At 47.6% G+C, this 18,635-nt stretch carries 26 protein-coding genes; 13 read left to right on the top strand and 13 right to left on the bottom strand.

Annotation, left to right across the window (positions count from 1 at the left end):
- The first annotated feature begins 12 nt into the window (after positions 1-12).
- Positions 13-462: a hypothetical protein gene (locus BGO59_RS08740; protein WP_293683240.1), complete on the top strand. Its 450-nt coding sequence runs from the start codon at positions 13-15 to the stop codon at positions 460-462.
- A gap of 119 nt (positions 463-581) precedes the next feature.
- Here BGO59_RS08740 and BGO59_RS08735 read toward each other — a convergent pair whose 3' ends face one another.
- The 13 genes from BGO59_RS08735 to BGO59_RS08675 all read right to left on the bottom strand — a co-directional run bounded on the left by BGO59_RS08735 (position 582) and on the right by BGO59_RS08675 (position 9,427).
- Positions 582-1,637 carry a hypothetical protein gene (locus BGO59_RS08735; protein ID WP_293683239.1) on the bottom strand — a complete coding sequence of 352 codons (1,056 nt, stop codon included), beginning with the start codon at positions 1,635-1,637 and terminating at the stop codon, positions 582-584.
- Positions 1,638-1,772: 135 nt separating this feature from the next.
- The gene (locus tag BGO59_RS08730; RefSeq protein ID WP_293683238.1) at positions 1,773-2,153 is read right to left on the bottom strand and encodes a hypothetical protein; all 381 of its coding nucleotides are present in this window, start codon (positions 2,151-2,153) and stop codon (positions 1,773-1,775) included.
- On the bottom strand, positions 2,153-2,356 hold the full coding sequence (locus BGO59_RS08725; RefSeq protein ID WP_293683237.1) for a hypothetical protein: 204 nt from the start codon (positions 2,354-2,356) through the stop codon (positions 2,153-2,155). Before BGO59_RS08725 ends, BGO59_RS08730 begins: the two co-directional genes overlap by 1 nt.
- Complete coding sequence (locus tag BGO59_RS08720; RefSeq protein WP_293683236.1) at positions 2,357-3,754, bottom strand: phage portal protein; 1,398 nt, start codon at positions 3,752-3,754, stop codon at positions 2,357-2,359.
- Position 3,755: 1 nt separating this feature from the next.
- On the bottom strand, positions 3,756-5,240 hold the full coding sequence (gene terL, locus BGO59_RS08715; RefSeq protein ID WP_293683235.1) for a phage terminase large subunit: 1,485 nt from the start codon (positions 5,238-5,240) through the stop codon (positions 3,756-3,758).
- 3 nt (positions 5,241-5,243) lie between these two features.
- Positions 5,244-6,023: a terminase small subunit gene (locus BGO59_RS08710; RefSeq protein WP_293683234.1), complete on the bottom strand. Its 780-nt coding sequence runs from the start codon at positions 6,021-6,023 to the stop codon at positions 5,244-5,246.
- 41 nt (positions 6,024-6,064) lie between these two features.
- The gene (locus BGO59_RS08705) at positions 6,065-6,355 is read right to left on the bottom strand and encodes a DUF4031 domain-containing protein (RefSeq protein WP_293683233.1); all 291 of its coding nucleotides are present in this window, start codon (positions 6,353-6,355) and stop codon (positions 6,065-6,067) included.
- A 2-nt stretch (positions 6,356-6,357) separates the two neighbouring features.
- Complete coding sequence (locus BGO59_RS08700) at positions 6,358-6,861, bottom strand: D-Ala-D-Ala carboxypeptidase family metallohydrolase (RefSeq protein WP_293683232.1); 504 nt, start codon at positions 6,859-6,861, stop codon at positions 6,358-6,360.
- Positions 6,862-6,944: 83 nt separating this feature from the next.
- A complete protein-coding gene (locus tag BGO59_RS08695; protein WP_293683231.1) occupies positions 6,945-7,184 on the bottom strand; it encodes a hypothetical protein in 240 nt (79 codons plus the stop codon).
- Between the two features lie 38 nt (positions 7,185-7,222).
- Positions 7,223-7,972, bottom strand: coding sequence for a hypothetical protein (locus BGO59_RS08690; RefSeq protein ID WP_293683230.1), 750 nt, complete (start codon positions 7,970-7,972; stop codon positions 7,223-7,225).
- On the bottom strand, positions 7,969-8,355 hold the full coding sequence (locus BGO59_RS08685) for a hypothetical protein (RefSeq protein ID WP_293683229.1): 387 nt from the start codon (positions 8,353-8,355) through the stop codon (positions 7,969-7,971). Before BGO59_RS08685 ends, BGO59_RS08690 begins: the two co-directional genes overlap by 4 nt.
- Positions 8,356-8,417: 62 nt before the next feature.
- On the bottom strand, positions 8,418-9,041 hold the full coding sequence (locus BGO59_RS08680; protein ID WP_293683228.1) for a hypothetical protein: 624 nt from the start codon (positions 9,039-9,041) through the stop codon (positions 8,418-8,420).
- Entirely contained in the window at positions 9,038-9,427 is a 390-nt protein-coding gene (locus BGO59_RS08675; protein WP_293683227.1) for a hypothetical protein, read from the bottom strand. The genes BGO59_RS08680 and BGO59_RS08675 overlap by 4 nt, the downstream gene beginning before the upstream one ends.
- 318 nt (positions 9,428-9,745) lie before the next feature.
- On the opposite strand from BGO59_RS08675, the gene BGO59_RS08670 reads away from it, so the two are divergent.
- The 12 genes from BGO59_RS08670 (at position 9,746) to BGO59_RS08615 (ending at position 18,622) form a co-directional block, all read left to right on the top strand.
- Positions 9,746-10,387, top strand: a complete 642-nt coding sequence (locus BGO59_RS08670; protein ID WP_293683225.1) for a hypothetical protein — start codon at positions 9,746-9,748, stop codon at positions 10,385-10,387.
- A gap of 2 nt (positions 10,388-10,389) precedes the next feature.
- Positions 10,390-10,785 carry a hypothetical protein gene (locus tag BGO59_RS08665; RefSeq protein ID WP_293683223.1) on the top strand — a complete coding sequence of 132 codons (396 nt, stop codon included), beginning with the start codon at positions 10,390-10,392 and terminating at the stop codon, positions 10,783-10,785.
- A 3-nt stretch (positions 10,786-10,788) separates the two neighbouring features.
- Positions 10,789-11,877, top strand: a complete 1,089-nt coding sequence (locus tag BGO59_RS08660) for a major capsid protein (RefSeq protein WP_293683221.1) — start codon at positions 10,789-10,791, stop codon at positions 11,875-11,877.
- 2 nt (positions 11,878-11,879) lie between these two features.
- Positions 11,880-12,083, top strand: a complete 204-nt coding sequence (locus tag BGO59_RS08655; RefSeq protein ID WP_293683219.1) for a hypothetical protein — start codon at positions 11,880-11,882, stop codon at positions 12,081-12,083.
- Positions 12,084-12,093: 10 nt separating this feature from the next.
- On the top strand, positions 12,094-12,417 hold the full coding sequence (locus BGO59_RS08650) for a DUF6706 family protein (protein WP_293683217.1): 324 nt from the start codon (positions 12,094-12,096) through the stop codon (positions 12,415-12,417).
- Positions 12,418-12,738, top strand: coding sequence for a hypothetical protein (locus BGO59_RS08645; RefSeq protein WP_293683215.1), 321 nt, complete (start codon positions 12,418-12,420; stop codon positions 12,736-12,738). It abuts the gene before it with no gap.
- A 1-nt stretch (position 12,739) separates the two neighbouring features.
- Positions 12,740-13,207, top strand: a complete 468-nt coding sequence (locus tag BGO59_RS08640) for a hypothetical protein (protein ID WP_293683213.1) — start codon at positions 12,740-12,742, stop codon at positions 13,205-13,207.
- Complete coding sequence (locus BGO59_RS08635) at positions 13,204-13,617, top strand: hypothetical protein (protein ID WP_293683211.1); 414 nt, start codon at positions 13,204-13,206, stop codon at positions 13,615-13,617. The genes BGO59_RS08640 and BGO59_RS08635 overlap by 4 nt, the downstream gene beginning before the upstream one ends.
- A gap of 12 nt (positions 13,618-13,629) precedes the next feature.
- Positions 13,630-14,127, top strand: coding sequence for a hypothetical protein (locus BGO59_RS08630; protein ID WP_293683209.1), 498 nt, complete (start codon positions 13,630-13,632; stop codon positions 14,125-14,127).
- Between the two features lie 80 nt (positions 14,128-14,207).
- Positions 14,208-17,519, top strand: coding sequence for a hypothetical protein (locus BGO59_RS08625; RefSeq protein ID WP_293683207.1), 3,312 nt, complete (start codon positions 14,208-14,210; stop codon positions 17,517-17,519).
- Between the two features lie 40 nt (positions 17,520-17,559).
- On the top strand, positions 17,560-17,937 hold the full coding sequence (locus BGO59_RS08620) for a hypothetical protein (RefSeq protein ID WP_293683205.1): 378 nt from the start codon (positions 17,560-17,562) through the stop codon (positions 17,935-17,937).
- A 37-nt stretch (positions 17,938-17,974) separates the two neighbouring features.
- On the top strand, positions 17,975-18,622 hold the full coding sequence (locus BGO59_RS08615) for a hypothetical protein (RefSeq protein ID WP_293683203.1): 648 nt from the start codon (positions 17,975-17,977) through the stop codon (positions 18,620-18,622).
- Positions 18,623-18,635 lie beyond the last annotated feature (13 nt).

Genomic DNA, 18,635 nt, shown 5'->3' with positions numbered 1-18,635 from the left:
ACAGACAAAGGTATGAACCAGTTAAATCTATTTGCGCCTACTCGTAAGTTGTTTTCAATAGCTCTGACTCCTGAAGTAAAAACCCATCTCAACAACTGGATGCCTGTGGCCATTGGTGTCTCAGGCGGAAAGGATTCTACGGCCGCAGCGTGGGCCACTATTCAGCACTTGAACGAAATAAATCATCGGGGACCAAGACTACTGATCCATTCGGATTTAGGTCGAACGGAGTGGAAAGATTCATTGCCCACTTGTGAACGTTTGGCAGACCAGCTAAAAACTGAATTGGTCGTAGTTCGTCGTCAGGCCGGAGATATGATGGACCGATGGCTAACCCGCTGGGCTAATAACGTCGAACGATATGTCAATCTCGAATGCGTTAAACTAATTCTTCCCTGGTCTACACCTGCCATGCGGTTTATGACCTCGGCGCTACGATGGTACCCCTCAAACAGCAAGTGATCGAACTACAGGCGTTTGCTGACCGAATCTGCCCACCAACCAAAACCGAGTTGAACCGGCGTAAGATCATGGCCATTGTAAAGCCAAGCGTATGCAAACATACCTTGGTTGACTACCAACTAAACCCCAAGCGCCAGATTATCCGTAATAAAACTCGGCAGGCTTTTGGCTCGCGATAACCGTTCCTGATTCCTATCCAGCCATTCCATAAAGCCCGGATTGATCTGCGTGATTTCCTTGCTACTGCGAAACGCTGAGGTATCCTGATCGGTCAGTAAGAGCCGGTTCAATTGGCTTAATTCCTCGGCCGTGGCTAGGATGGGTATGGCGTTACATCGACAGGATGGGTGCCAGGAATTCCAGACAAAGCTTTTTGGATAGAACCCCTTCAGCGAGTCACAAACCTCACAGGCCGTTTTGTTGTTCGAGCGTCTGACCTCATACCCTACTACAAAATCCAACTGGCTCCAGCGGGCCCGATCGGCCGAATGATAGGCCGCATTGATTTCTGTTCTTGACAGCCTGAGCGCATTTTTATAGCTACTCCGATACACACCCGTGCCCGGATGAAACAGCTCGGCATTTTTAGAAAGGACCAGATTACCCCGTTTATTCCTGACCCGGCGAAACAGGTTATCCGGCTCCACCAAATACTGCTGCATACTTCGGGCAATCTGCACCGCCGATTTCCCCTCCCCGATACCTAAATCCAATCCCAGTTCCATTTCCCGTCTAAACTGAGTCGTGTATTTCCAGACCCGATCCGACACACCCAGCCCTTGAATCTTTCGCTGTTGAAACGCGGCCAGCGCTTCTAAGTTTTGATTGGAATAGCGAGAAACACTCGCCCGGCTGAGGGCAGTTTTGCCCAGCACGTAGCCCACTAAAGCGTCATTTTTTGCATTCGCTAATGTCCACTCCGCTTTCTGTCCAGCCTGAATCGTCACCACCAGATGCAGGGCTAACTTTTGCAACAAATCATTAATACGTTCGCGCGTTTTAGGATAGGCGTCGAAGGTGAATTCCTGCGCTGGATCCGGATTGGCTGACAGGGCTATCTGGGTCGCTTCCTTGACGGCCGTGTAGTAAATGACCTTTACCTTATGGGCAACTTCCTCCACCTTTTTAAAGTGATTCGCGTTCCAGTCAGCTATATTGAATTTACGATTGCTCATGGACTTTGTACAAAAAAAATCGGAACTCTACATATCATTTCAGGCGAATACATTGGCTAGCTATCAGCTACTTACCCAGTTTTGTACAAAAAAAGTTAACATTCTACCTATACTTTTTGGCGAACTTTCGATTGCTCATGGGCGAAGAGCGGTATAGCGCCAGCCCTGAAAGCCTGTCGCTTCAACCTGGCGTGATTTAGGTAGTGTTGTCCAGTGAGCTAGTACGACCACATAAGGGGATGGCTTATCTTCTAAGAGATAGCCCAGGTCTACCCATTTCCGGGATGAGGCTTTTTCGATAATATGAAAATAGCCCCGTACCAGTCCGTCGTAAATCATAAAACAGACCGATTCATCCAGCGGCTTTTTAGGCAAATGGGAGGTTCGGATAAACCAAAGCCATTCCGATCCTTCCTCGCCAAAATCGGTTTCACCATCGCACCGGCGGAGCACCCGCTCAGCGGTTTCCCAGTCTTTGAATCGAGATTTAGGGACAGTTGTTAGTAGATTACTCATTAGTTGGTCGTCGTCATCAGCACATCGGCACTTTCCGAAATCTCAAAGTCATAGTGATACGAGGAGGTCGTGCCTTGTATCAGTTCGTAGAGCAAATCATCAGGACATACCTTTATGGCTGTCACCAGTCGGGGCAATTGATCGCGGTCGGTTTTGAGGTAAACCGTTTGCTTGAGACTAAATTTGTTATCGATCCTGATCATCTAGGCGGCTGGGGGAAAGATGTTGAGAGTATTGGCCCGCTCCTCTTCGGCCTGAATCTGCTTATACTCCTCCTCGACATTATCGACCAGGCCCGATTTAGCGACGGCCGTCTTTTGGGAAATAATGGATTTACCCCCCGTAGCCGTCGTCAGCATATCCACCAGATCGCTTTCGTCATTGATGATGTAAGGCACAATGTTAGGAATGATCTCGATGGCTACGGCCTTTTTCTTCCAAGCGGTGTTCAACTCACCCGTATAGGCCTTTAGAATGTTGATTCGTCGCTGTAAATATGGATCAAAGATTTCGCGCTTGGTTTTCACCTTCAGGTGGGCATCCATGAAGAGGTATTTCATGGCCTTGCCTGATAGATCGAGTCCCTTCACGGCATCGAACGAGAGGTCCGGGGTCTGGGTATTGCTGAAAATAAACCGGATCAGGGTATCGACCTCCAGCTTGATAGCTTCGGGCAACTGATCCCAGCTCACCACCTTGATATCCCCCCCACTGCCTAATTGGAATACTTTACCCGTCTCATCCTTGTCAGGCATCGCGGTAATATCGCCCACCACGGCGTAGCTGGGTGAAGCGAAGTAATCATTGGTATCACCAAACTTGGAAATGCGCTTTTCCAGCCGCTTGATGAGCGGCTCGACATCATTCCATTCTACGAAGTCCTGCTGACCATAGACCACCGGAATTTTTTTGATCTGAATCGGCTCCGGTGTTCCGACCATTTCCCAGTCGGATTCGTCTTTGCGCCAGACGACCTTCTGCTCGTCGGTATAGGTTTCAAAGTAGATGATCTCTTTGCCATTCTCCTTGACGCGAAATTCCCGGCTAAAGGCAATCATATCGCCCGTTTTATCAAAATACGGAAAGAGTAAATCGCCTTTCCAGGGCGAAAACTGCTGTACCCGCATTTTAAACGGCGTATTGAATCCGTAATGCGCATGACTCTCCTTGGTATTGACTGGAAACCACACCTCCGCCGATTCAGTGCAGCGGGCAATGTCGCGGGCAATCTGCCGGTTGAAGCTGTCGATCTTATTGTCCGACAGCATGCGTTTAATGGCGGCCAGAATGGCCAGACTCATCTCATCGTCCTGCTCACAGGTTACTTCTACGGGATTGCCGAAGGTGAACGAAACCGTACTATCCACGATCCGCTTTTCGAGTGCCAGCGGAATCCGGTTGACGTAGGTAACGCCCGACTGCTGACCATCCTTATTTTTTTTCGGCTTGTCTTTATAGACCGATGGATTCAGAATGTCCCGCTTTTCGGAGATTTCATACTCAGCCTTTACGTCATCAAATTTGTCGTAGCTCTTGCCCGCCTTGAGCGTTTCGATGGATTTGGTAATATCATCGGTCTCGGTGATGTCGGTAAATTTCATGTCAGGGTAAAAAATTAGCGAGTTGATCTAAACTTGAATTGTCCGTGCTGAGGTGGTAATCGACGGCGTAGGCGAGTAAATCCACGTATTCATCATGGCTTTTTGCCGGAAAGCCCGTCACCTCGTCGATAAAGTCGTCGTTCCATGGCCCCTTGACCAGAATGACTCTGCCGCATTCCACTTTCGGGGAAGCCGCCGTGAGCCGGGTCGTTTTATCGTCTTTAGGGGGTGGCGTATTGGTAATGTTTAAATTGGTATCTCGGCGAAGCGTTTGAATCACTGAAATACCATTGGCTTTGGGTTCGATGCGAAGTGAACTACACTCATTGTATAGGCGCTGTTTGACCCAATTGGGCACGAACTTGATCAGTTCCGGAAACTCCAGCCACTGTTTGGTGGCATCGAAGAGGTAAAGGTCCTGCCCAATCTTACAGGTAGCCAGTAAACCGGTAGGGTCATTCTCTTCCGATTTCTCCGTATAGGCCGTATCGGCAAAGAAGATCATCGGTTCACTGCGACGAAGCCTGAGGAAGCGCTCTAGTTCGATGAAACGGAACCATTCCTTTTTGACGATATTACCGCCATCCACAAATGGCGATTGCAGAAACTGACCTGCGTAGCCCCGTGAGCCTAAATCGATCTTTGCTTCAGTCAGTGCGTCCCGATCCAGTCGGTTCGAATCCAGCAAACCGTTTACATACTTATTTCTAAGCTCTATTGGCTTTACATCATCGGTCAGCTCAGCCGGCAAACAGATATGGCGAATGCCATCAGACTTTTTCTTGAGCAAATAGCCCGTTACGTCCTCCTCGTGCAACCGCTGCATGATGGTGATGATAGGCGTATTTCGCTTGTTTACTTTTCGCGATGAAAGTGTTTTAGTGTGCTCATTGGCCGTATTTCGATCAATATCACTAGCAGCCTGTGAGGGATTGAGCGGATCATCATTTAGAATTACGTGCGCGTGTTTACCGGTAATAGTGCCGCCCGTAGAGGCCGCTGTACGCGAACCCGTCGCCGTATTCTCATACATGGATTTGCCCCACTTATCGCGCCTTTTGACAACTTCAGGAAAGAGCCGGCCATACTTTTCAGAAATAATAATATCCCGGCTTTTCACCGCATGCTCGGTGCTCAAATCCATTGAATAGGAATTACTCAGGATTCGTAACGAAGCGTCCTGAGTCCAAAGCCAGGCCGGGAACATGATGGTGACAATCGTGCTTTTGGTTGTCCCCGGTGGAATGTTTATGATGAGGTCATACGGCTTGGGTAGCCGGTTGGTAATGTAATAGGCCAGGGTTTGAAGTTCCTCACACAAAAACGGGATATGCCAGTTATAGACTGGTGGCTCCTTAATGACTACATCCCAGAACGACTGCACGAATTCAAAAAATGATCCCTTACACGCATCCCGTTCGATCTGCGTTAGCAAATCCAGCATATCCGGTCTGAGTGTGAGGTAATCGGTTTTTAAGGCAGTCATGCGTTACTTCATATTACGGGCAACAGCCAACAGGGCCGCTTTTTGCTCTTCACTCAAATTGCTGGTGTCAATCTGGCTTGGCGGGGTATTCATCTCTATTTTTTGAGTTAGCTTGCCGTGGAGCTTAAGAATCGTTTCTAGTGCTCCTTCTGCTGAGGCCATTTCTACTGAGGGTAGGCCGCGTTCATTGAAGGAGAGTTTTTTGATCAATCCTTTCTCATCCGCTTTCGAGAGTTTGATCAGATCAACGCCTGGCCTTTCGATGAGCACGGGTTCACCCTTGACGAATCGATACGCATTCGGATTCATCTCCAGTTCGACCTGGTAGCGGACAATCTGCGCTTTCCGTTTCGCCTGTTCGAGAAAGAATTCATCTTGGGCGGCCGTCAGTTTTTTTTCTGACTTGTCGCTAGTCTCTCCATTTCCATTGAACAGTCCAATCCTGTCGGCTACCTCCTCTTCAATATCTACCTCCATTTGCAGTTCGGCGATGAGGATCGACAAATGCTTTTTCACCATCGGCGTTTCCCATACCTCATCAACCCGGATGTAATCATTCAGACGCGTGGCTGCATTGTCAGAGACCCGCTTAATGGCTTCTTCCGCTGACATGCCAAGTGATTCGTATCGCTCTTTGATAGCCTGAACGATGTCTGGGTTTTGTAGAAGTTTATAAGCGATCTGTCTGGCGGTTTTTTCAGAATACTTGGCCGCAATTGCGGCTTTGGTGCCGTTCTGATGCTTACAGTATTCTTCTACGAATCGCCCCTGCTGCGCTGTCATGGTTTACAATAGTTTACATTTTCGGTTTACATCGGGCGTTCCTAGTCAACTTTACGAACTTCCTCTGCCTGGTACAGCGGATGTCCTGGCCGTTTGACCAGCATCCTGCCCAGTTCCATCATGGTTACTTCCTGAGCACCTAACTGAATAGCCTTGGCCTTTTTCGATTGGCATATATCAAAATGCTCATCGTAGGTACCCGCCTTTTGAATCCATTTGCGTTGCACCCCGATTTTATCTGCCATGGCCAGCAACTCCTCGGTTGAATCCGCAATCATGTGGCACATCTTCATGCCTCGGTAGGGCGCATTGAAATTGTCGATGTAAACCATAGTTAAATCGCCTGATACACCTGTTTGCCCTTCTCCCACACCATTCTCAGTACCTGCATCCGGTCCGCTTCCCCGTCCCGGTTATGCGCTACATGCACCCAGGCGGGATTGTTGTGCTGATCAGGATTTTCTAAGATGAGCTGATCAAACGTGAGGTTCTGCCGGATCCAATTGAACAGAGCCAGATTGCTAACGGTGCGCAGGCTATCACAATCCAGATCGATCGCGCAGCCGACCATGTGAGCCGATGCCTTCGCTCCGCCGATGGCCCGGTTTAGTTCAGGCGACCTATAAAAGCTTGATACGGGAATCTTGCCGAAGCGGTCACAGATGGGCACGTAAAAATCATGGTACACCCTGACCATGTTCTGATAAATCAAGGCAGAGGGCATGTTCAGAATACCCTTCCGGATAGCGGTAGCCGACTTGATGGATTCCTTAAAGGTCAGATAAGGCCCAAAGTCGGGATAGCTTGTAACGGGTTCGTCAATTAGGGGATTGGACATCGAAAGGTCATCGAATTCGATGAGTTTAAGATCGAAATGGGAATAAGGCCCGGTGGATGGTTAAGTATCACCGGGCCTTTTGATTAAGCTTCTACTTCAGCCGGGCTGACCACAATGTCATATTCACCGCCAATCACGAACATATCCGCAGCGGCTTTATTGACCGTATTCAGTGTCAGGTTGGTACCTCCTGATAGTTTCCAGTAGACCGACTTTTGATCATAAGGCACTTCCAATTCAATAGCTGTGGCAATGGGGTTGGTAGTATCCCAGTTCTTGCTCTCTTTCTTGGACACGCAGGTCACTCTCACTTTCGTACTCATGATTATTGGGGTTTTATTGATTAAGAAAAATGCATTTGTCAAGGCTTGCGCTTGAAGGGATCGGCGGGCAGGATGAATTCTTTCGGCGGCTGAGGGGGGATCTTCTGGGGTCCCTGACTACGTTTGATATCGCCTATGTCCTGATGTAGATTGGCCTGCTGGCGACCAATGAGCTGGATCGATTTGCGAAGCGAAAGAATGATGCCTTTTAGCTCTTTTATTTCCCCTGTTGAGGTAGCGAGTTGGCTGGATAAAAAACCAATCTGCTGCTGGTAGCTGGCCAGTAGGGTATTCTGAGAATCCACCGTGGCACGTAGCCGGGCTGTTAGCACCGTATCGCGCAGGAAGATTTTGCGATTCGATGCGGCCATTTTCTGTAAACTGCTTACCTGCTGCTTGGTACGGCTGTCCAGCTTATCGCCAAACAGTGAGTACACAATCACCGACAGGATAATCAGCCCACACCCGTAACTAATCAGGTGATTGATCCGGGTCGCCATGGTCTTGGAAAAGGGTTTTCCTTTCCGGTAGCGCAAATAATAAAATACGGCAGCCAGCGAAACGCCTGCACTGAAGCGAAACAGGTACGTAATGGTGGGCAGGTAGTCCAGCCTGGGAATCACGTAGGGGTCCGAGAGGGCAAACACCGACAGGACGGAGAATATCCAGACTACCATTATGACGTAGCCGGGCGGGCGGTGTCGCCACTGGTTAGTAATGTGGGCAATCGAAATGCCAAACACGGCCGACAGGCCCAACCCAATCTGTCCAAGTGCAAAGGGTATCATTCGTCACCTAGTTTTGTTAAGTCCTCAATGTTTTTCTTCTTATCGACACGTTCCTGAAGTTTGCCAAACAGTTTGTAGCCCGCTGCGCCCAGCATGATTGTACAGGGAATGGGCGGAATTTTGGTCAGGTCCGACACCCAGGCGTTGAGGCCCAGCGAGATAAACATGCCGATAGCAATCATCAATAGCCGCTCCCAGCCCGTTCGTTTAATGGGGGCTTTTCGCTGGAGTGCCTCCCAGGCCACAAACGCTGTCGATCCCCCGAACGCCCACCCCACCATCGCCCAGTCCGTCACTCCGGATAAGTACGCCAATAATTCACCAAGAGCATTTGCCAGTACGACACCCGCTGCCCACAGCAGGGGTACGAATACTTTTGTCATTTTCACAATCGTTCGAGTGGGTTGAAACCGTTTATGGGCGTTGGATAGAAGCAAAAAGCGGATTATCTAAAAACAGGTGGTTCCCTGCTGTGAAGTCTCAGCCGTTTATTTCGACCTGTGAAGAGTCCTTTCTGATCAGCGATCGTTTTGCCCTCCTCAACCCAGCCGTGTAACAGGCTCATCGAATCACCCCTGAGTCGATACGCTTCTGATAGGGTTGCAATCTTTCGCTCGACGTAGAAATTATGCGCTTTCAAACTATCACAGATGCGCAATTGAACAGCCAGCGCGGTCTGCTCAGGCAGGTTGTAGGAAACCGCAGGTGTTTTTACCGTTGTGTCGGCAGGTTTCAACAATCCTTGGGCGATGAGGCTTTCCAGAATGGCCAGTCGTTGCTGCATAGCTGACAAGCCCGACACCTCCAGCTTGATCTGGGGCACGATGGCATTTTGTTTGGCCAGTGATTGCTGGTAGGCCATTTCGGCCCGATCCTGACTGGCTTTGAGCCGGATCGATTCAGCCTCGGTGCGAAGTCGTCTGGTCCTTTCGGTCCTGAGTGAGTCAGTTAACTCCTGATTGGTGCCCGTTTGCTGTTTGAGCCATTTTCTAAGGTCAGGTACCAGCCAGGCTAGTAGGACAAATAGCAATATGGCGATGGATACGCCCGATAGAATTTTCCAGATCATTTCACCAGTGGGTCAGCGGTGGGCGGTTTGGAATCAGCGGCCTGCTGGGTCGTCATCGGCGTAATGAGCTTGACGGCCGCACCAAGAAAGGCAATGACCTTTTGCGCCTGTGGCCAGATCTGAACGATCAGCGGGGAGTCGGCAAAGTAGACCAGTAGCGTATAGGCGAAGGTGAGCCAGAACGATTTGGAGACGACCTTATTGGTCTGCATGAACTGGGCCGCTACCGCCAGCGCCCCCGATAGTAGCGTTAAGATCAGGTACGTTTTGGGCGGAAAATGAAAAAACTGACCCGCTAATGTGATTAGACTCGTCAGTAAAATCAGCCAGCCCGATAGCTTGGCTGTGGCATTATCCTTCGAAAAAAAGCTCTTCAGCAGGTTCATTTCTCAAATTTTTAAGGGTGATCACAAAAAATTCAGCACGCATTTTTTACGGATTTTTTTACGGAAAATCTTACGAATTTCTTTACGGGTTTTCTTACGGAAATCCAATTTTAGAACCGTTTCATTTCCAAATATTTACGCCGTTTATCAAGACCCGGTTTAGCGCAAAAACTTGACCAAAAATCCGGACAAAACTTGATCAAAAATCATTAGTTAACTTACTGTAAATCAATAATTTATAGCCATAATAACTGCTTGCAATATAAGCAGTTTAGATATATTTGTGACCAATCAAATCAAAATCAAAAGCTGTAGTTCATGAAAGAAAAACTCTTAGCGGCTTTAAAGGCAAAATACAAGAGCCTTGGATTTTCCGATAAAGCCATAGCCGGGGTTCTCGGGTATCTGGAGAAAACCGTCACGGAGGAAGACAAGATTGACGAAGCGGTTGATGGAGTAGAGGATTTACTGAAGGCGTTTCAGGCCGAAGTCGATAGCCGGGTTTCTACCGCTGTTGCCAAAGCCAAAGCCCCGGCAGGTGATCCTCAAAAAAAGGAAGGGAATGATCCGAACCCGGATACCCCGGCCAACCCTCCCGCTGATGCTCCCGAATGGGCGAAAGGCTTACTGACCACGGTGCAAACATTGGCTCAGGAAGTGAGTACACTCAAATCGGGGAAGACAGCCGACACCCGCAAGTCTCAGTTAGAAGACGCGCTGAAAGATTCGTCTGACGCCTTCAAGAAAATCACGCTGAAAAATTTCGACCTGATGAATTTCGACACGGACGAAAAATTCAACGCGTTTCTTGAGTCGGTCAAAGAAGATTCAGCCGACTTCGTGCAGACGGAAGCCAACAACGGCTTAAGTCAGAGCAAGCCGCCGGTGAAGTCGAACGGGAGCAATACCAAAACGGCCTCGAAAGAGGAGATTGATCGACTCGTTAAAAACATCGGTTAACTATGTATGCAGACTTAACAAACACTGGTTATCAAAATCTGGACGCCAACGACTCCATTGTGATCGTTCGTCATTTTGATTCCATCCGTGGAGGTCGCACGCTGGACGTTACTAATTTCACGCCGGAGGTTATTAAGGCCGGGCACGTGATCATTCAGGAAACGGCAACGGGCAACTTTAAACCCATGCCCCTCAACGGTGGGGCTACCGCCTACGCGTCCCTGCCAACAGGTCATACCTATGCAGGTATTTTAATCGCTACCATTTTAACCAAAAAGCCCTTCGCGTCTATTTTGGTTAACGGCACGGTAAACCCGGCCGCTGCGCCTTTCGATATGTCGACCATTCTGTCGGCCGTAAAAACAGCTCTGCCACTTATCGCTTTCCGTCAAGACTAAGCCATGGAACAATCGTATTTTATTCAGTATATCCAGCGGTTCTTTGCCGGGCTTGTCCTTCAGTACGTCACTCTGTTCAATGACGCTAAAACTCAACCGGGCTACTTGCACCTGCGCATGCTCAAAAAAGAGTATTCGGATTCGGGTAAGTGGGAATCCGTTCAGTCGGTCAATACGCTGGTGATGGCCGATATTGTGGCCTTTGATTCGCCGTTACCGCTCAAAAAGCGTGATTCCATTAGCCGAGCCAGTGGCAATATTCCCAAGCAGGGTTTAGAGCTTCAACTCAATGAAACCCAGCTCAACGAATTGGACAACCTGGCCAGCCGTCCCAACATGACCGAAACGCTGATGGCCAAACTCTTTGGCGATACCAAAAAGGTCATTGGCGCCGTCTACGAACGGAACGAAGAAATCTTTTTGCGTGGGCTGTCGACGGGCGTAACCCTAATTGAGGACACCGAAACGGTGGGTACGGGATTCCGAGTTGATTACGGCTATCTGACCGCTAATAAGTTTGGCGTATCCGTACTATGGTCCTCGGCCTCAACGGCTAAACCCTACGATGATTTTCAGCGGGTGATTGCCAAAGCTCGGGACACCGATGGTAACGTAATTACCAACGTGATGATGGACCGTACAGCCTTCAACAACATGGTGAAGACCACCCAGATCATGGATCTGTTCGCCTTCAACATTGGCTACAATGGGGCCACTCGGGCGCAGCCCAACCTGACCCAGGTGAACAACCTGTTTCAGGAAGAATTCGGCTTTACCATTGAGATCGTTGATCGAACCATGAAATACGAAAAGAATGGTAGTCAAACGACGGTTCGCCCCTGGGCAACGGGAGCGGTGGTTTGTTTGACCAGCGATCAGGTCGGTTCACTCGTTTGGGCCCAACTGGCCGAAATGAATCACCCCGTTTCAGGCGTAGAATACCAGACAGCTGATAATTACATTCTGGTATCCAAGTTCCGGCAAAACCGGCCTACGCTGGGAGAATTCACCAATTCTCAAGCGCGCGTTGTTCCTGTCATCGCTAACGTCACAGATATCTATCTGATTGACTCAACCACGGTTCAATCCTAATCATGGCTGATAAAAAAGAAAGCCCTAAAAAACCCACGCACGTCGTGGTGAAGGAGTTCCGGGATAAGGACAACTTCGACAAGATCCACGAAGTCGGCTCGGACGTGTCTCATTTCGATGAGGTCCGGCTCGCTCACCTGGTTTCGATCGGTCACGTCGAAGGTCCGAAAGAGCCCGAAAAGGATCCCGAAAAAAAGCCTGACTAATCTCTGAATCATGGCAACGCTTCAACAGTACATAGCGGACGAGCTATCGGCGTATTCCCAGACCGTGACGGATGTTCAACTCGAACTCTATCTGGCGGAGGGCAATATGCTAATCAGCGATCCAGCGACTAAGTCGAACCGGAAGTCGGCTCTCCTCTATGTACTGGTAGCGATGCTGCCCAAGATCCCTAAAACGGTCTCTGAAGGCGGCTTTTCGGTGAGCTGGAATCAGGACGCCATTGCGGCCTACTGTCGGCAGTTGGCCAGTGAAACCGGTATCGTGATGCCCTCGCTGGGCGGCCCATCTGTTAGCGACAAATCCTATCTCTGGTAGATGAAACAGTACCCGTATACCCTGCAAGTGCTTTCGATTGCCAGTGAATCCCAACAGGATAACAACGGCAATTATTCGGGCAGTGCGCAGGATTGGGAAACGGTTTCATCTTGCCGGGATGAAGCGAATTCGGGCGGAAGGCAGGTCACGTTGACCGATGGATCCGCCTACGTGTTCGATTCAACTATTCAATTACCGCTTTCCTGTCCTGATCTACAGGCAGGTCAATCGGTGCAGGTATTGGATGGGGTCACGGTTCGGGTAGTGGGTACGATTCGGCAGTTCAGACGGGAACAGATGCATTGTAGGGCATGGGTGTAAGATGGGCTTCAAATGGAACTCCTCAAAAGCCCAGGTAGGTCAGCTCTTCGACCAGATCGCCGAGCGCTTTGCCGCTGGCGTGATTCAGACCCTGAGCTACCTCGGTGAACTCTGCGTCATTCAGGCCCGTGAACTGAACACCTACCGTGATCAGACCGGAAACCTGCGCAATTCGATTGGCTACGTGATTGTGCATAACGGCCAGGTCGTTAAACGCAATTTCGGCAAGTCGTCCAAGGCCGCTAAGTCAGGTGGACAGGGTGTTTTGGCCGGGCTGGCTCTGGCAAACAAACTGGCATCGGAGCTAGGCAATGGCTGGGGCCTGATCGTGGTAGCAGGCATGAACTACGCGCTGAGCGTGGAAAGTCGGGGCCTCGATGTGCTCTCCTCGGCTGAGCTTCTGGCGAAGACCGAACTACCTAATCTACTAACCCAGCTCAAGCAGGACTTAAAAGCGAAGAAACCATGAAAAAAACGGGACTGGATGCGCTCACCATTCTGTACCAGCTCATCGCGGATTCTGCGCTGAAAACGGCGATCAGTGGCGGGGTGTATAAGTTAAAGCGGCCCCTGGGCTCCCAGCTTGAGGACATCGTTTTAAACGCGCTTCCCTTCAATGCCGATCAGGTCCAGATCGGTACCATCAACGCGAATTTGTATGTGCCGAATCTGAAAGAAAAGATTGGCGGCAAAGAGCAGGAGGTGGCCGATCTCGCCCGTATGCAGGAGCTGGTGAATCTGGCCACGAGCCTGTTTGCCGAGCACTACGATGCTAGTTATGATTTCTGGTTAGTGAATGTAGCCACGCTGGAAGAGGAGGAAACGGGTCAGTTCTATACCAACCTCCGCATTGATTTTAAATTTTTCCCAACTGATTAACGCGTATCACACATGGCAAATTTAACGCGCGGTGTCCTCTCGATTGCACTCGGAGCCATTGCCGGTGACGGCGGGCCGGGCACGAGCTTGACTACCCTGGGCTATACAAAAAAAGGCACCGCCAAAATGGCCCAGGCGGACGCCAACATTACCAATCTGTACGCAGAAGAAAACGATCAGCCCGTGGATTCCATCACGACCCAGGGCGATATTACCTTCAGCTGGACGGTGATGAATCCCGATACGGCTACGCTGGTCACGCTGTTTGGCGGCACAGCCTCGGGCACGACCCCGAACAAGACCTGGAACATGCCAGCTTCGGTAGTATCTCAGGAACTGACCGTCAAAATTACACCCAAAAAAGGCATGGCGGTGGTATTCCCCCGGGCATCGGTGACTGCCAAACTGAATGGGGACTTCTCAAGCGAGGACCTGTTTGGAGTAGATGTCACAATTAAGGCGCTGGTACCTACCAAATCAGGCGTAGGACCGGTTCAATTCATCGAATAAGTCATTTTCTAAAAAAGGCGTTCTCACCGGGCTCTTATTGGGACGGCTTGGGAACGCCTTTTTCTCGATTGGAACTCACCATGAAAAAAGCCCTGTTTGCTTCGGTTCTTCTTTTACTGGCTCTGGCCGCTCAGGCGCAGACAGTTCAGCCTAAAGCCAAGCGAATCTACTGGTCCAATAATCACCTGATCGTAGCGGATTCGGCCTCGGGCCAGATTCAAGGTGATTTTTTTGCGGGCCTGGAAACCATTGGCATTTACCCCTACGGCGCTAATTTAGTGGCGATTCAGATCGGTAAAGCTGTTGAATATTATCGCCCCATTCAGGTGCTGAATTTATCTGGAGTAGCCTACGGCTCAACGGTTGCCACTGCGGTAGCGGGCGTGTCAGCTTCCAATACAGGAAACGCTCCCCTTATCGCTACCCAAACGGAAGCCACTACTGGCACCGATAACACCAAAATGATGACGCCCCTGCGCGTTGATCAGGCGATTACTAATAGGTTTACCAGTGTAATAACGACGACCGCCAGTCAGACACTAACCAATAAGACGCTGGTTAGCCCGACTGTTACTGGATTATTGACAGCGAGCTTAATTACAACTACAGGCCTTATAACGGGAAATGGTATATCTTCTGTAAATGGTAACGCATTAGCGGCTACTACTGGAACTAATTTTGCTTCAGGTGGTGGTGCTTCTATAAATATTACTCCTACTGGTAATAATGGAAGTAATGGATATGTAGAATTACAGTCATATTACGCAGGCATTGGTTACACAACACCACTCATTTTACAACGTCAAGGAGGTAGTGTATTAATTAACACAACTACTAATGCTAATAACGATAAATTGGTTGTAAATGGTAGTGCAAGTATTAGTGGTAATATTACTCGTTCTGGCTATCAAACTACCGATTCACAATTAAAAATAGGAGCATTAGAATATCAGAGTTTTGCATTAAATAATGCATGGATAGGCGAAAATACTTATTATGATGGTACTAGTTTTAAATATAGAAATACTGGTGCTGGTGGGTTATTTTATTTCTATGGTAATGAAGGTCAATTTAGATTTGTTACAAGCGGTACGGCAGGTACAACTGCAACTAATTTAGGGCAATACAATCAACTAAAAATAAATGCAGATGGTAGTTTTGCTGTAGGTCCACAAATAGTAACTACTCCTGGAATTTATACAGGATATAAATTTTTAGTTGATGGTTCTGGTAATGGTACATTTACTGGTAATTTAAGCGCACAAGGTACGCGTATTCAACTTGGAAATACAACATTACCTGGCACATTGTGGAGTAGTTATACTAATGCTTTACAATTTGGTAGAACCACAATAACCGATGCTTCTAGTGGTAACGAATTTGCTATTGCAGCAAACGCGTTTTATAACGGAACTAATGTAATATATAGTAATACGGGCTTTGCTTCTATTTTTAATATGAACGGAGCTAATAATGGTATTACATTAACTGCTTTTCCATCTGGTGCAGCAGGTAGTACATTAACAGGAGGAAAAATAGTACAGATTTCATCAAATGGTGGTGGGGCTGTTGGAATGTTTACAACTGTACCATCTACGTTAAACAATAGTAATCCATTTCTATTTTTAGGACAATCTTTAGTATTAATTGCTGCTAATACTGGTAATGATAATTACATTGGAAATAATTTCTATAGTAATGGAACAAACAATGTCTATAAGAACACAGGATTTGCTAGTTATTTAGGATTGTTAGCTACTGGCGATCTTGTATATGGAACTTCACCTTCTGGTACAGCAGGTAGTACAGTTACATCAACAGAAGCATTTAGGGTATCTCAAACTAGGGCAGTTAGTATCGGAGGGTCTCCTATTCCGAGTACTTACAACCCCAACAACTATCCTACTTTATTTTTAGGGAATGGTGTAGGGATTAACGGAAGTAACTCTGACAATTCCTATGCTATTACAGTAAATGGTTTCTGGAATGGCACTAATTTAATTACACGTAACACAGGAGCGGTATCTCAATTCGGAGGTAATAATAACGGTGATTTTACGTGGAATACTGCACCTTCTACAACAGGTGGTACAGCAGTTAGCACAAGTCAAAAAATGATTTTATCTAATGCTGGTAATTTAACATTAGGTAATCCAACACCAACATTAACTGCATCCCCTGTTAGTATAGACCTAGGAGCAACATACAGTAACTCAGCAGGCAATAATCTTAAATTAAAGTTATATAGTGACGGTACTAGTATAAATGGATTAGGAATGAGTGGGAACTCATTTGACTATGTAGCAGCTACAGGTACTATACATAACTGGTACATAGGTGGTACAAAGTATTTTACAGTAGGTGTTAATACTATTGCACAAAATTCAACAATACCCGGAACATTATCATCTAGTAACATTTCCCATTTTATTGGTCAGCCCTTAAATATTGTTGCAGGCAATAGTGCAAACTATAGTGCATTTCAGAATAATGTTTATAACAACGGAACTAATGATGTAAGGAAAAATACTGGATTTGGTTCAGACTTATTTTTCGATACTAATGGTGGTATTAATATTCGTACAGCAGGGACTAGTACATCTGGCTCTACTATTAGCTGGACTAATGCACTACAAATAAGCAATGCTGCAAACTTTGCTTTCAATAGTACATTTCCCGGAACATTAGCTAGTACAGTAACTTATATGTTTCTAGGTAATACTGGAAACATATATGGACAAACTAGTGGTACTGGTATTTCTATAGGTAATAATATATACTACAACGGAACTAATAATATATATAAAACATCTGCAATAGCTTCTGTATATGATCAAGATAATAATGGTAATCATATATGGTCAACAGCACAATCTGGGACAGCAGGTGCAACAGTAACTTTATCTCAACGGATGATTTTATCTAATGCTGGTAATTTAGGAGTAGGAACAACACCTCCTGGCAATGCTAGTAACAATATCCGTTATGTTTTTATTGGTCAAGCAGGTTCATTCGGTTCTGGTGCATCTACAAACGGAATGTCATTGAATGCTAATTTTTATTATAACGGTATAAATGATGTGCGTATTAACGCTGGATACGCAACGCAATTTACTCAAACGGCAGCAGGTGATTTTCAGTTTCAAACAGCAGGTACTTCAACAGCAGGTAGTACTATTAGTTGGGCTACTCCTTTGATAATTTCTAATACTGGTAATGCGACACTTACAGGTAATATTACTAGTTCACAATATCGATTATCTGCTCTAAATACGGCTCCTGCCTCAGCCACAGATACAGGTACGTTAGGAGAAGTTCGTATAACAAGTTCATTTATTTATGTCTGTACGGCAATAAATACATGGGTTCGAGCCGCACTAAGTACATGGTAATCATTAAATCAAATCAACTCACAATTCAATTTTCTTTTTTATGAAAACTTTCGTCGCCGTTGCGCTACTGGTTAGCTTATCAACCCTATCATTTGCTCAAAGCAAACAGTCTGTTAAAAAGCCAAAAATCAAAACCGATTCGACAGCCGCAGTTGAGGTAAAGGAAATTGCCTGGGACCAAAAGACCGGAAAATTTATCTACCCAGCGAGCATGACTGATGCCGAAAAAATCGAGAAGCTGGAAACCGCTTTGAAGCAGAACTCGAACACGTTTATGCAGGCGGCAGGGGATGATGCGAAATATTCCGATGCGCTGGAAACAGTACTCAAGCGAAAGGACGCTCAGATTGAACAGTTAAAGGGCCTGGTACAACAGTTACAGGCTAAACTACAGCCGCCCGCTGGCCAGCCGAAGTAAGCCACAGTAAAATCCAAAACAGTCAAACCAAAACGGTATGAAACTCAAATTAAGCCTTCTTCTCCTATTTGTAAGCTCCTTTGCTTTTTCCCAAACATCTCCCGCTCCAGTCAACATCGGCGGACTAAAGTATGAACGGGCAATCGTACAACTCAGTCCGGCAGTGTTGGATAGTGCGGGCACGGTTATCACCCCTGCCAGTTACACAACGGTTCAGACGGGCCGGGTGGTCGGTATCGAAGTGACCATTGCCCCCAATCCTGATCTTACTATTCCTCATGTGCGAACGCTCGAAGAATTACAGACGACCGAAGATGGGGAACAGGAGCTTACCATGACGGCTCGCGTCAACTACTACGACACGACAGGGCGGTTAATGGTTGAGGTGATCAATGCCGACACCACGCTATCCCCCGACGTGAAAGCGATGCGACTACGGATGTTTGATAGCTATATTCTGGCTCCCAAGTCCACCCGCAACAGCTGGGTTGACCCCTCCACGGGTGGGCTGGTGCCTGCCGGTACACCGGGGGCGGTTCGGGAAATGACGTTTTACCAGAATTTAACCAAAGCCAACCTGGTAGGCATGGGCATAGTACCTTCTTCAGAGCAGCGGATTCAGTTTTTCCGGCTGTACATGAAAGCCTATATGCTGGCAACGATTGGCGCACGGGCAGGTATCTAACCCGGTTACTGTT

The sequence above is a fragment of the Spirosoma sp. 48-14 genome, from assembly GCF_001898575.1.
Classification (GTDB): Bacteria; Bacteroidota; Bacteroidia; order Cytophagales; family Spirosomataceae; genus Spirosoma.
This window is presented reverse-complemented; position numbering and strand designations above follow the sequence as displayed.

Coding starts and splice junctions, on each gene's coding strand:
- BGO59_RS08740 (WP_293683240.1), top strand. CDS start 13: ATGAACCAGTTAAATCTATTTGCGCCTACTCGTAAGTTGTTTTCAATA.
- BGO59_RS08735 (WP_293683239.1), bottom strand. CDS start 1,637: ATGAGCAATCGTAAATTCAATATAGCTGACTGGAACGCGAATCACTTT.
- BGO59_RS08730 (WP_293683238.1), bottom strand. CDS start 2,153: ATGAGTAATCTACTAACAACTGTCCCTAAATCTCGATTCAAAGACTGG.
- BGO59_RS08725 (WP_293683237.1), bottom strand. CDS start 2,356: ATGATCAGGATCGATAACAAATTTAGTCTCAAGCAAACGGTTTACCTC.
- BGO59_RS08720 (WP_293683236.1), bottom strand. CDS start 3,754: ATGAAATTTACCGACATCACCGAGACCGATGATATTACCAAATCCATC.
- terL (WP_293683235.1), bottom strand. CDS start 5,240: ATGACTGCCTTAAAAACCGATTACCTCACACTCAGACCGGATATGCTG.
- BGO59_RS08710 (WP_293683234.1), bottom strand. CDS start 6,023: ATGACAGCGCAGCAGGGGCGATTCGTAGAAGAATACTGTAAGCATCAG.
- BGO59_RS08705 (WP_293683233.1), bottom strand. CDS start 6,355: ATGGTTTACATCGACAATTTCAATGCGCCCTACCGAGGCATGAAGATG.
- BGO59_RS08700 (WP_293683232.1), bottom strand. CDS start 6,861: ATGTCCAATCCCCTAATTGACGAACCCGTTACAAGCTATCCCGACTTT.
- BGO59_RS08695 (WP_293683231.1), bottom strand. CDS start 7,184: ATGAGTACGAAAGTGAGAGTGACCTGCGTGTCCAAGAAAGAGAGCAAG.
- BGO59_RS08690 (WP_293683230.1), bottom strand. CDS start 7,972: ATGATACCCTTTGCACTTGGACAGATTGGGTTGGGCCTGTCGGCCGTG.
- BGO59_RS08685 (WP_293683229.1), bottom strand. CDS start 8,355: ATGACAAAAGTATTCGTACCCCTGCTGTGGGCAGCGGGTGTCGTACTG.
- BGO59_RS08680 (WP_293683228.1), bottom strand. CDS start 9,041: ATGATCTGGAAAATTCTATCGGGCGTATCCATCGCCATATTGCTATTT.
- BGO59_RS08675 (WP_293683227.1), bottom strand. CDS start 9,427: ATGAACCTGCTGAAGAGCTTTTTTTCGAAGGATAATGCCACAGCCAAG.
- BGO59_RS08670 (WP_293683225.1), top strand. CDS start 9,746: ATGAAAGAAAAACTCTTAGCGGCTTTAAAGGCAAAATACAAGAGCCTT.
- BGO59_RS08665 (WP_293683223.1), top strand. CDS start 10,390: ATGTATGCAGACTTAACAAACACTGGTTATCAAAATCTGGACGCCAAC.
- BGO59_RS08660 (WP_293683221.1), top strand. CDS start 10,789: ATGGAACAATCGTATTTTATTCAGTATATCCAGCGGTTCTTTGCCGGG.
- BGO59_RS08655 (WP_293683219.1), top strand. CDS start 11,880: ATGGCTGATAAAAAAGAAAGCCCTAAAAAACCCACGCACGTCGTGGTG.
- BGO59_RS08650 (WP_293683217.1), top strand. CDS start 12,094: ATGGCAACGCTTCAACAGTACATAGCGGACGAGCTATCGGCGTATTCC.
- BGO59_RS08645 (WP_293683215.1), top strand. CDS start 12,418: ATGAAACAGTACCCGTATACCCTGCAAGTGCTTTCGATTGCCAGTGAA.
- BGO59_RS08640 (WP_293683213.1), top strand. CDS start 12,740: ATGGGCTTCAAATGGAACTCCTCAAAAGCCCAGGTAGGTCAGCTCTTC.
- BGO59_RS08635 (WP_293683211.1), top strand. CDS start 13,204: ATGAAAAAAACGGGACTGGATGCGCTCACCATTCTGTACCAGCTCATC.
- BGO59_RS08630 (WP_293683209.1), top strand. CDS start 13,630: ATGGCAAATTTAACGCGCGGTGTCCTCTCGATTGCACTCGGAGCCATT.
- BGO59_RS08625 (WP_293683207.1), top strand. CDS start 14,208: ATGAAAAAAGCCCTGTTTGCTTCGGTTCTTCTTTTACTGGCTCTGGCC.
- BGO59_RS08620 (WP_293683205.1), top strand. CDS start 17,560: ATGAAAACTTTCGTCGCCGTTGCGCTACTGGTTAGCTTATCAACCCTA.
- BGO59_RS08615 (WP_293683203.1), top strand. CDS start 17,975: ATGAAACTCAAATTAAGCCTTCTTCTCCTATTTGTAAGCTCCTTTGCT.